The sequence below is a fragment of the Methylobacterium sp. J-059 genome, from assembly GCF_022829485.1.
Lineage (GTDB): Bacteria > Pseudomonadota > Alphaproteobacteria > Rhizobiales > Beijerinckiaceae > Methylobacterium.
The window spans coordinates 1-11,657 of the sequence record NZ_JAKSYA010000083.1 but is presented as its reverse complement, the minus strand read 5'-3'; the positions used below and the strand labels follow the sequence as shown (position 1 = coordinate 11,657).

The following is an 11,657-nucleotide window of genomic DNA, read 5'->3' as shown; positions in this document are numbered from 1 at the left end:
GACGTGCCCAGCTGCATCAACGGCGTGAACCTGGAAAATGCTCTTGGCCAGATCGATGCCGACGGTGGTGATCTCCATGGGGATGGCTCCTGCATCTGCGTGGCTGCTGCTTTGACAGCAACCACATCTTGGCACCGAGATGCCGTCAGTCGGAGCGGGAGCCATCCACCCCATCTGCTTTGGAGGATAGCTGCCCCAAAGCGGACCAGCTGAAATCCACCCTTCTCGGACATCCGTCCTATCATATCGTATGTCCGGAAATCGACCGTTTTCCCGACGAAATGGCCGTGCGCATAAGGGCGTCCTATGGAACGTCGAGGCCGTAGCTGTCTTGAAGATCGGCACCGTACGCGAGCGGCACATGCGCTGGAGCTGAATGACGATCGTCGAGTGGATCAAGGCGTTTGCGCACGACATCTCGATCGGCATCGTGGTCACGGATGCGGCGATCGAACGTCCGGGCCCGATCATCCTCTACGCCAATCCCGCGTTCGGGCAGCTAGTCGGCCGGGACCCGGTCGAGATCGTCGGGCAGAGTCCGCGCTTCATGCAAGGCAAGGAGACGCGCCGGGAGACGCTTGACGCCTTCCACCGCACTCTATCCTCAGGCGAGCGGTTTCACGGCTACGTCACCAACTACCGCGGCGACGGAGCCAAGTACCGGGCCGAGATCGACTGCCGGCCGTTGCGGGATACCGAGGGCGGTATTCAGGCCTTCATCTCATTCGAGCGTGAGGTCGTGCGGCGGGTCGGCCGCCCGGCTGGGAGCAGTGGCGGGCGCTACGAGCCCAGCTCGATAAGTAACGACTTGTTACCTGGCGCCCTGCGGGGCCTCGGCGTTTTCGCGCCTACGTCCGACGAGTAACCCGCGATTCAATCAATTTATAAGATTGGCCTTGCGTGCATTGAGGACCATTTCAGTATTTGATCTTTTGATAGCTTTGTATTGTCGATCGATTGTCCTGCATATTAAGGTTTAATTAATCATTTATAACCTAATTTTGACAGTAAGAACGGCCTCTTAGATAGGCTTCCCTGTTCATACATCCCGCGCTCTCGCACGAGATTGTCGTACATCCGTGTGCTGCCTCAGGCGTGTGGCAGCGTGGCATCGATCCAACCCGCCCGTCACGATCGGAACCCGGCTGCATGCGCCCGAACCTCTCCCTCAAGGCCACGCTATCCATCGCCTTCGGCCTTCTCGCCTTGATCTGCGCGGCACAGGGCACCCTTTCCATCTTGAAGCTCGCTGGCATCCGCCACAGCGTCGTGCAGGTGACGACCAATTGGTTGCCCTCCGTCATCGCCACCAACGAAATCCGCGCAGCCACCTCGGAGGTGCGGATCAAGCAGCTGCGGCTACTCAGCCTGTCCGATACGCCCGCCCGCCTCGCCGAAAATGAGGCCCAACTGGCGGCCATGCACGATAAGCTTGCCGCGGCCCGCCAAGCCTACGAGCCGATGGTCTCGTCACCCGAGGAACGCGCACTCTACGATGCCTTCGCGATGGTTTGGGGCCGTTTTGAGCGCACCGATGCGGAGATGCGCCGCCTGATGGAAGCTGGTCGGCAGGCCGCCGCACTCACCCTGATGAGTGCGCCAGAGGCGGTCAGCCTGTACAACGATGCGCGTGCAGCCCTCCAGCGCGATGTGACTTTGAACGAGGTTAGTGCCCGGCGCGATGCGGACGCTGCAACCGCCGAGATTGGTGCTGCGACGACCGCCGCCTACGTTGCAGTTGTGCTGGCTCTTGCCACTGCGATAGCTGCTGCCGCCTTCGGCCTGCTGCGCGTGTCGCGGCCGATCCAAGCCATGACAAAGGCAATGACAGTCATCGCCAGCGGCGATGCAGAGTCCCAGGTGCCTTATCGGAGCCGCCGAGACGAGATCGGTGCAATGGCGACCGCGGTGCAGGTGTTCAAGGACAACCTGATCCGCACCCGCCAGTTGGAGGCAGATACGGCGCAGGCACGTCTTGCAGCCGAGGAGCAGCGTAAAGCTGGGATGCGTCAGATGGCTGACGGCTTCGAAGCCGCTGTTGGCGGGATCATCGGCATGGTCTCGTCGTCGGCGACCGAGCTCCAGGCGACAGCCCAGACGATGACCGCGACGGCGACCGAGACGGCGAGCCAATCCACGACCGTGGCCGCTGCCGCCGAGGAGGCCGCCACCAACGTCAACACTGTCGCCGCAGCGGCCGAGGAGCTTGGCTCATCGGTTCAGGAGATCGGACGCCAGGTCGATGGCTCTGCCGCCCTCGCACAGCAAGCTGTCGCCGAGGCCGATCAAACCGGCGCTTTGGTGCAGGAGTTGAGCACGGCGGTCTCGCGCATCGGCGACGTGGTCGGCATGATCTCCACCATCGCCGGACAGACCAACCTTCTGGCGCTGAATGCTACCATCGAGGCGGCGCGCGCCGGTGAAGCGGGACGCGGCTTCGCGGTGGTCGCTGCCGAGGTCAAGGAGCTTGCCTCACAAACGGCACGGGCGACCGACGAGATCTCAGGGCAGATCGCACGCATCCAGGCGTCCACGGGTCAAGCTGTCACGGCGATCGGCGGCATTACCGCCCGGATCCAGGAGATCAGCGGGGTAACAACGTCCATTGCGGCCGCCGTTGAGCAGCAGGGCGCGGCGACACAGGAGATCGTGCGTAACGTCAGCCAGGCGGCGATGGGTACGGGCGAGGTCACGAGCAACATCGCCGGCGTGGCGGGCGCGGCCGAGGAGACGGGGGCTGCGGCAAGCCAGGTGCTGGGCGCGGCCTCCGAGCTGTCGCGCCAGGCCGAGACCCTGACGGCCGAGGTGGGACGCTTCCTCGCCACCGTACGGGCCGCGTGAGGCTGCGATGGCCGAGATCCTATCGTTCACCGGGCGGCTGAACCCCGAGGGTGCAGCTCGTCTCAGCGCCGCCCTGACGCAAGCCTTCGCGGACGGTGCCGACCTCGGCCGGCGCGAGCCGCAGATCCGCGCTCTGGGGCTATCGCTCGGTTCCCTCGTCGACACCCTACGGTTCGAACTCGATCGGCTCGACGTATGCCTGGCGGACAGTCAGCTCCCATCATCCGGGCATCCCGAGTGCCGAGCCCTACTCGCCGAGTTCGAGCGTTTCGGCGAACTCGCTCGCGCCTACCGTGCCGCCGACGCGTCTAACGCGGTCGACTGTCCGGGCCTGTGACCTCGATCCCGGAGCATGACGGTGTCCGATTTCTCCGCCTCACCCGACGAGGAAGCCCGCCTGCGGGCGCTCGCCGCGCACGATTGGCTCGATGCCCCCCCCGATCCCGCACTCGCCCACATTGCCGAACTTGCCGCGCGGCTCTTCGGTACGCCTGCCGCCTTCGTTTCGCTCGTTGATCGCAACCGGCAGGTGTTTCACGCCAAGGTCGGCATCGATTTGTGCGAGACTGCCCGGGACATCGCCTTCTGTGACCGGACCATCGCGCAGGACGATCTGCTTGTAGTGCTGGACGCTGCGCACGATCCACGCTTCCACGACAATCCGCTCGTCACCGGCGAGCCCTTCATCCGCTTCTATGCGGGAGCACCTCTGCGAACCGCTGACGGCCATGCCATCGGCACGCTCTGCCTCGCCGGCCCCGAGCCACGCACCGTCTTCACCGAGGCCGACCGGCGCACCCTCTCCGATCTCGCCCGTCTTGCGCTCGATCGGCTGGAGCTGCGCCGCGTGGAGGTCGCTCGGCGTACCCTGCAGGCTCGGTTCGAGCACGTGGCAGCGACCTCGCCCGATGCGATCATCTGTGCGGATAGCTGCGGTCAGATCACCGTCTGGAGCGCGGCGGCCGAGCGCCTGTTTGGACATACGGTACCTGAGGCGCTGGGCCGGCCCGTCGCCCTGATCATACCCGAGCGGATGCGCGGAGGTAATGAGGGCGACCTGCGTCGGATCGCGAGCGCCGCCGCTGGTGGTCTGATCGGTCGAACGGTCGAACTGATCGCCTGCCACCGGAACGGGGATGAGTTCCCGATCGAGCTGTCGCTGTCGAGCTGGCGCGAGGAGGGACACGCCGCCTTCGGTGCCATCGTCCGCGACGTGCGTCAGCGCCGTGCCGTCGAGGACCGCCTGTTCCGCCTCGCGCACCTGGACCCCCTGACCGAGCTACCCAACCGCGCAGTCCTCCGCGGACGGATCGAGGCGGCAATCTCGGGTGGGCGATCGGCGGCTGTTCTGATGATCGACCTCGATGGGTTCAAAGAGGTCAACGACGCACACGGCCATGGCGTCGGGGATTCCGTGCTGCAGACCGCCGCCCGGCGTCTGCGCGCCAGCGTCGGCCCCGACGGTGTCACAGCCCGGTTCGGTGGAGACGAATTCGCTGTCGTGCTGCCGGGCGTGGGCGATCCGTTTGTAGCCGTCAGCACCGCAGAGGCGGCGATCGCGGCGCTCTCGCAGCCATACCACGTCGAGGGCTCGATCTTGCGCCTCGGCGCCAGCGCAGGCGTCGTCCTGAGCCCGGCGCATGGTGCGCTTGAGGAAGATCTGTTGATCTGCGCCGACGCCGCCCTGTACCGCGCCAAGGCTGACGGGCGCGGGCGCTGTCGCCTGTTCACGCCTGAAATGCGCGAGGCCGCGCAACGCCATCGGGCCTGCCGAGAAGGATTGCACCGGGCGGTCGAGCGCGGTGAGTTCGTGCTGCACTACCAGCCGCAGGTACGCCTGTCCGACGGCGCCCTTACGGGGGCCGAAGCCCTGATCCGTTGGCAGCACCCCGAGCTGGGCTTGCTCGCGCCGGCCGCGTTCCTGGCTGTGCTCGACGAAGGGCCGGACGCGGCTCGGGTCGGCGACTGGGTGCTGCGCACCGCTTGCGCTCAGGCGCGGGCGTGGCGTGACGGCGGCCTGCCGTCGTTCCAGATCGGGGTTAACCTCTGCGCGGCGCAGTTCCGCCGCGGAGATCTTGTCGAGCGCGTCGGCTCGGTGCTCGCGGAAACCGGGTTGGCGGCAGGCGCCTTGGAGTTGGAGATCACCGAGACGATCATCCTGCGACACGATCCCGGTGTGGTCGCGGCGCTGCTGGCCCTGCGCGCAATGGGCGTCGGGATCGCCTTCGATGATTACGGCACCGGTTACGCCTCGCTCAGCCTGCTCAAGCGGTTTCCTCTGTCACGCCTCAAGATCGATCGCAGCTTCGTCAGCGGGCTGTGCGAGGACCAGCAAGATGCAGCGGTCGTACGGGCGGTGATCGAGTTGAGCCGCAGTTTCGGTCTGGAGGTGATCGCCGAAGGGATTGAGACTGATGAGCAGCGCCGTCGCTTGCTGGCTAAGGGATGCCAGGAGGCGCAAGGCTATCTATTTGGAAGACCGATGGCAGCGGACGCGTTCGCGGTACGCTATGGCCTAGACGACCAAGGCGTAGACGTCACACAGACTGGGGACTATCCAAGTCACACTAGCGTAAATGCTGCCTGATATCAAAAAATAGTGAACAGTCTTCTGCGTAGGAAACATTCAATTTAATTTTATGGTGGATTATCCTCTTTCTGAGTGCATATTGCGGCGTATATCACAGTATTATAATTTGTTTTATTATTATAGATATCACATTTTTAAACATATTTGCGGTATGATAGCCTATGGAATGGATACGGGCCTGAAAATTCGTGTTGGCTCATGGCAATTTATTTTGAGCTGCGCATCTGGCTCTAAAAAATCATATTTTAAGAAATACAAGACTATCAGTCTTAGCTTCTTTTGTAATTCGAACCTACGGAAAGGACAATGAACTGACGTCGGATTTGCTTCACGTGTTACGCGTAATGACGGCCAGAATGACTGACCATGGTCTGAACTTTTGCTGCGAGCGCGTCGAGGGCGAACGGTTTGCTCATGATCTCCATGCCCGACGTCATGCTGCCGTTCCTGACGGCTGCGCTCGCTGCATAGCCCGTCAGGAACAGGACCCTCAGCATGGGGCTGTGTACGCGCGCCGCGTCGGCGAGCTGGCGTCCGTTCATGCCGCCGGGCAATCCGACATCGGTGAGGAGGAGATCGATGCAGGCGCGGGATTCGATGATCCGCAAGCCAGCCTTCCCATCCTCGGCTTCCAACACGCTGTAGCCGAGTTCGGATAGCGCCTCGACGATCAGCATCCTCAGCGCGATCTCGTCCTCGACCACAAGAACGACGGTGCCAGCCTCAGCGAGCGGTAGGCTGGATGCTGCGCTTGCCATCGCGACGCCGTCCGCCGCCCCGTGATGCCGCGGCAGGTAGATCGACACCACGGTTCCTTCGCCGGACTCGCTTCCCAACAGGACGTGGCCGCCGGATTGTTGGACGAAGCCGTAGATCATCGACAAGCCGAGGCCTGTGCCTTCGCCCAGGGGCTTGGTCGTGAAGAACGGCTCGAACACCCGCGCGATCACCTCGGGCGGCATGCCGGTGCCTCCATCCGTCACGAAGAGGCCCATGTACTCGCCCGGCGGCACGCTCCCCGGTGCATTGTCGGCACCGTCGTGCGAATGCGGGACGATACTGTTCCGGCTCTCGATCGTGAGGAAACCGCCGTCGGGCATGGCGTCGCGTGCGTTGATCACGAGGTTGAGCATCGCGTTCTCAAGCTGGTTCGGGTCGCACAGCGCCGGCCAGAGATCCGCCGCGAGCCTGGTCTCGACCGCGATCCCGGGCCCAACGGTCCGCCGGAACAGATCCTCCATGCCGGCGACCAGCCTGTTCACATCGGTTGCTTTGGGGTCGAGCGTCTGACGTCGCGAGAAGGCGAGGAGCCGATGGGTCAGCGCGGCGGCCCGGTCGACCGAGGTCATCGCCATGTCGATGTAGCGCGCCGCCTCCGACGCGCGGTCCTGGGCGATGCGTGTCCGGATGAATTCGAGGCTGCCGGAGATGCCCGCGAGGAGATTGTTGAAATCGTGCGCGAGCCCCCCGGTCAGCTGACCAACTGCTTCCATCTTGAGGGATTGACGCAGCGCCTCCTCGATCCGTCCGCGCTCCTCGGCCTCGGCGTGAAGTCTGGCGTTGGCATCGGTCAGTTCGCGGGTGCGTTCGGCGACGCGATCTTCGAGAACGGTCCGTAAGCCCGCCTCCCGGTCCCGCACCTCGCCGACGACGCGGATGCGGTCCACGGCACCTGCGATCAAGTTGGCATAGCTGCGCAGGAAGAACGTATCGCTTTCGGTGAACTGGCGCGGAACGTGACTGTCGATCTGGAGAATGCCGAACGGCGGTCTCCCATGACCGCCGATGATGAGGACGTTGGCCACCGCCCTGACGCCGTTATCGATCAGGAACTGCGAGTAGCGAAAACGCGTCTCCGTCGCGATGTCGGGGGAGATCATGGGCTCACCCGTCCGCAGCGCATGCCCTTCCGACGTGTCATGCTCGGCGGTGATCGTCGCTTTTCCGATGACGCCCGGCTTCCACCCGACCCCCGCGCGCACGCGAAGGGTCTTTCCGTCCTCCTGCAACTCGACGACCTTGGCGAGATCGGTCCCGAGAGCCTCCCCCGCCAAGCGGCAGGCCTCCGTCAAAATCTCATCGAGGTCATCAGATCGGAGAGCGAGTTCCCCAAATCGGGCAAGCGTTGTTTGTTGGCGAAGGAGCTCCTGCAAGCCCTTCGCTCTGATCCTAGTCAAAATTCATGTCCTCGGAACTTGCTCCCGGATACAACGCACACGAAGACCATTCGTGTCACTAGAGCGTGCATACGGCGTGTAACCTAAAATAATATCGTATCTTTCCAATCCCGAACCCATCATTCGATGACTTTGATACGCTTTTAAATTTGCACCGCTGAGCGAAGCCGACGTCCCCTCAAGCGATACGTCCGGGCCCAGCAGAGGTCGATGGTGAAGCGTAGAACCATAGTCGTTTCCGACGCACCACCGACTTACGAGGCCGTTGGTGTCCATGATGGTATCAAAACCCTCCGAAACGTCTGTCGACAGTGTCCGATCTACAGACGGCCTGATCGGTAGCGGCGCGGCGGAAATTACCTATTCCAGTCATAGGCCTTTGCCTTGTCGACCGACACATGAGCGGACATTCCGAGCATCAAAAATGGATCGAAAACAATCCAGATAGCATTTCATAAGTCCGGAAGTTCGTCTGACGTTTCAGGAGAGATGGGTGTAAATTCTTGTCTACTCTGGTAGGAAGTTTAGGTCGAGTTTGAAAGCGTGTGTCGGTCACCTTACGTTCCAGCTGCAGTTCGCCCTTTGGCGGCCTTCAATCGACATGCCGGTTGTCGTTGAGATCGAACATGCTGCTTCCGCACTGTGAGCCGGGCTCGCTCCAATAGGCCTTGTAGGAGAATGGTAACAATTATCATTTGATAATTGCGCGTAAGGGCTTGAGCGGCGTCGGAAAAGCAGCTGGTCCGCTGTTTGTTCGCTCGGCTTCTGCTTGCTGGCGAGGCACTTCGATCGAAGTCTGGCGGATCATTCCGATGCCCACAACACGAGCAAACCCGCTGCTTAACACCGAGAGCGGACGTCTAGCTGCTCTTGATGGGTATGCCATCCTCGATACGGCGCCGGAGCGGGAATTCGATGATATTGTCCAAATGGCCAAGCGTATATTCGCGATCCCAATTGCGCTTGTCTCGTTTGTTGCCGCAAATCGCCAGTTCTTCAAAGCTCGGATCGGTATGGATGTATGCCAAACGGATCGCGAGGGTTCATTCTGCACACACGCCATTCGCGGATACGAGGTTATGGTCGTACCCGATGCGACCCTAGACGAGCGCTTTTCATCCTCGCCACTCGTCACGAGCGGTCCACATATTCGCTTCTATGCCGGTGCACCACTCATCACGCCTGACGGCTTCGTAGTCGGCAGCTTCTGCATCCTGGATAGTGCGCCGCGCATCGACTTTTCCAACGAGCATCGTGAAACACTTGAAGATCTTGCCCGTCTTGTAATGGAGCGGTTGGAAGCGCGCAAGCTAAAGCTAGCGCAGCTCGACAGTCGCAAACAGTTCGAGTCAATTGCCGCCGTATCGCCTGACGCTATCATCTGCGCCAATGGATCGAACAGTATCTTATTCTGGAACAAGGCGGCGGAAGTAATCTTCGGCTACACCGCCGCGGAGGCGATGGGCCAGCCTCTTACCATCATTGTGCCGCCCCCTCTCCGGGCGCTGCACGAAGCTGGGTTAGCACGTGCCGTCGCTGGTCAACCAACCAAACTCGTGGGGGCAGTCGTGAGCGTTCCGGCGTGTCGTCGAGATGGCACCGAGTTTTCGATTGAGCTGTCTTTATCGCACTGGATCGAAGGAGGTGAACACCGTTTCGGGGCGATTGCTCGCGACATCACCGATCGGCGACGAGCCGAGGAACGTCTCAAGCATGAGGCGGAGTTCGACCATCTGACCGACATCGCAAATCGTAAGGTGCTTTCCGAGAGGATGGCGGAAGCGGGATGCACCGGCTCGGCTGCAACGCTACTCCTGCTCGATCTCGACGGGTTCAAGGATGTCAATGATAGTCTCGGTCACGCCGCAGGCGATGAGGTCCTTAAAACCGTGGCCAAACGCCTTGTCAGCGAGGTCGGTCATGCCGGTCTTGTATCCCGCCTCGGAGGAGACGAGTTCGCTGTTTTCCTGACCGAGATCGCGGATCCGGTGGCTGCCACTTCCCTATGCCAACGCCTGATCGCCATCATCGAAGAACCCATCGAGGTCGACGAGCGATCCGTTTATGTCGGCGCTAGCGGCGGGATCGCAGTGACCCATGGCGTAGCGTGGGAGCCTAATGAACTCCTCGGCGACACCGATCTCGCCCTGTACCGCGCCAAGGCAGAAGGCAAGAGCCGGGTGAGCCTCTTTACACCGGATCTCCGTTCGGTCGCTCGGACACGCACGTCCGTAAGTTCTGGTATGCGAGAAGCGTGGGAACGACGTGAATTTGAGATGTACTATCAGCCCCAGGTTCGCCTCGACACCAGCGTTGTCACCGGGGCAGAAGCCCTGATCCGCTGGAACCATCCCGAGCGTGGTCTTGTCAGCCCAGCCGCATTTCTTACTGTTCTTGAGTCGAGCCTACTTGCCGTTCCCGTCTCCGAGTGGATCCTACGCACCGCGTGCGAGCAAGCAGCCAACTGGCGCAAAATTGGGTTGAGCCATTTCCGCATTGGCGTGAACCTGTTTGCAGCCCAGTTTAGGTCCGGGGACTTGCCACAAGTGGTCGAGCAGGTCCTCGGCGACTACGACCTACCCGCGGAAGCGCTCGAACTTGAGATCACCGAGAACATAATTCTTCAGAGTGACGGTCGCATCAAAGCGGACTTGGCACAGCTACGAGATCTCGGCGTCGGTATCGCGTTCGACGATTACGGCACCGGCTACGCCTCACTGACGATGCTGAAGGACTACCCAGTCACACGATTGAAGATCGACCGCTCCTTCGTCAGCGGCGTCGAGCGTAGCCGAAAGGACCAGACGATCGTCGAGGCGATCTCTAACCTAGCGCGCGGATTCAACCTTGATGTCATTGCAGAGGGAATTGAGACGCGTGAGCAGGCCGAACTCATGCGTCAGCACTGCTCAGAAGGACAGGGCTATCTCTTTGGTCGGCCGATGGCAGCCAAGCACTTCGGAGAAACGTGTCTTCACCACAATAATTGGAGGGTGGGTTCGGGTACTAGCGGCTCGTCATCCTAGAAATTATCTTATTATCTACTGTATTGTTGTTTTGTCTTATTAACCAATATATGTGTGTAGGCTGTATCCTGTCCAATGTAAGTGTACGCGTATGATAATTACGAGACCGCATCACGGCTTTTTACGAATTCACGATATTAATCCAATCCTCTAATATGTCGGATATCCGACCGTTTTACTGACGCATATGGCTGTATGCAGCAACGTGTGAGAAGGGTGAGAAACAGTGCTCGCTGGCGCGGCCGAAAGAAGACCTCGCTTCGCCGGGCCAAACGGTGGAGCATAGATCGTCGACCGCGCCCTTCGTTCTTACTGCTGCGCCTCCCGGGCCTTGCGAGCCATCTCGTTGAGGGTCGTCACCGCTTCCTCGAAGCGGTGTTCCGCCTCGGCGTTGCGTAGGAAGCCGACCCGCTGCACCAGGATCTCACGCGGGGTGGGCCGCTCTCGGAAGAGCGACATGACCTCGTCGATGAAGTCGGCCAGTGGCAGGTATTCCTGGCGTGTCGCCTGTCCCGGGGTGAGGTCGGTCTGCACTGCCGGCGGCACTAGGTCGCGGACTCATAAAGTTCGCAGCCAGACCCGGACGGCAGCGAGTTTGACGCTGGCGAGGAAGTTGTCGGGATCCTTGTCGTAGCGGGTGGCGACGGCGCGGAAGTGCTTAATCTTGCTGAAGAAGCGCTCGACCAGGTTGCGGTACTTGTACAGGAACGGGCTGAAGGCCAGGACCTGTTTGTGGTTGGGCATTGGCCTCACGTTCGCCCAAGCACCCTGCTCGGACATCCGGGCTCGCAGCGCATCGCTGTCATAGGCCCGGTCACCCAGCAGGACCTGGACTTCACCCAACCCGCCCAGCATGTTGGTCGCCGAGCGCCCGTCATGCGCCTGACCGGGCGTGATCTTCAACGCTTCGTCTCGAAGGCGCCGATCGTCGATCCGGGGACGCCAGACACCTCGACGAGATCCTTTTGCTGCCAGCCCACGAGGGCGCGGGCAGCGCGACACATGCGCGGCGTGAGCTTGATG

The 11,657-nt window shown here is 61.4% G+C and carries 7 protein-coding genes and 1 pseudogene; 5 read left to right on the top strand and 3 right to left on the bottom strand.

Annotated features, from left to right (window positions below):
- Positions 1-376: 376 nt before the first annotated feature.
- From MKK55_RS09080 to MKK55_RS09065, 4 genes are all read left to right on the top strand, one after another.
- Positions 377-865, top strand: coding sequence for a PAS domain-containing protein (locus MKK55_RS09080; protein WP_243934325.1), 489 nt, complete (start codon positions 377-379; stop codon positions 863-865).
- A 284-nt stretch (positions 866-1,149) separates the two neighbouring features.
- A complete protein-coding gene (locus MKK55_RS09075; protein WP_243934323.1) occupies positions 1,150-2,841 on the top strand; it encodes a methyl-accepting chemotaxis protein in 1,692 nt (563 codons plus the stop codon).
- A gap of 7 nt (positions 2,842-2,848) precedes the next feature.
- Positions 2,849-3,178: a hypothetical protein gene (locus MKK55_RS09070; protein WP_243934321.1), complete on the top strand. Its 330-nt coding sequence runs from the start codon at positions 2,849-2,851 to the stop codon at positions 3,176-3,178.
- A 15-nt stretch (positions 3,179-3,193) separates the two neighbouring features.
- Positions 3,194-5,428, top strand: coding sequence for a putative bifunctional diguanylate cyclase/phosphodiesterase (locus MKK55_RS09065; RefSeq protein WP_243934319.1), 2,235 nt, complete (start codon positions 3,194-3,196; stop codon positions 5,426-5,428).
- A gap of 338 nt (positions 5,429-5,766) precedes the next feature.
- On the opposite strand, the gene MKK55_RS09060 is transcribed toward MKK55_RS09065, so the two are convergent.
- Entirely contained in the window at positions 5,767-7,584 is a 1,818-nt protein-coding gene (locus tag MKK55_RS09060) for a response regulator (protein ID WP_313898957.1), read from the bottom strand.
- 836 nt (positions 7,585-8,420) lie between these two features.
- On the opposite strand from MKK55_RS09060, the gene MKK55_RS09050 reads away from it, so the two are divergent.
- The gene (locus tag MKK55_RS09050; protein WP_243934318.1) at positions 8,421-10,634 is read left to right on the top strand and encodes a putative bifunctional diguanylate cyclase/phosphodiesterase; all 2,214 of its coding nucleotides are present in this window, start codon (positions 8,421-8,423) and stop codon (positions 10,632-10,634) included.
- A 309-nt stretch (positions 10,635-10,943) separates the two neighbouring features.
- On the opposite strand, the gene MKK55_RS09045 is transcribed toward MKK55_RS09050, so the two are convergent.
- On the bottom strand, positions 10,944-11,168 hold the full coding sequence (locus MKK55_RS09045; RefSeq protein ID WP_243934317.1) for a hypothetical protein: 225 nt from the start codon (positions 11,166-11,168) through the stop codon (positions 10,944-10,946).
- 24 nt (positions 11,169-11,192) lie between these two features.
- Positions 11,193-11,549 (bottom strand): annotated as a pseudogene (locus MKK55_RS09040) (transposase); the annotation flags it as partial.
- Between the last annotated feature and the right edge of the window lie 108 nt (positions 11,550-11,657).

Bases quoted from the DNA above. Each gene is read 5' to 3' on its own strand.
- MKK55_RS09070 (WP_243934321.1), top strand. From the start codon at position 2,849: ATGGCCGAGATCCTATCGTTCACCGGGCGGCTGAACCCCGAGGGTGCA.
- MKK55_RS09050 (WP_243934318.1), top strand. From the start codon at position 8,421: ATGCCCACAACACGAGCAAACCCGCTGCTTAACACCGAGAGCGGACGT.
- MKK55_RS09080 (WP_243934325.1), top strand. From the start codon at position 377: ATGACGATCGTCGAGTGGATCAAGGCGTTTGCGCACGACATCTCGATC.
- MKK55_RS09075 (WP_243934323.1), top strand. From the start codon at position 1,150: ATGCGCCCGAACCTCTCCCTCAAGGCCACGCTATCCATCGCCTTCGGC.
- MKK55_RS09065 (WP_243934319.1), top strand. From the start codon at position 3,194: ATGACGGTGTCCGATTTCTCCGCCTCACCCGACGAGGAAGCCCGCCTG.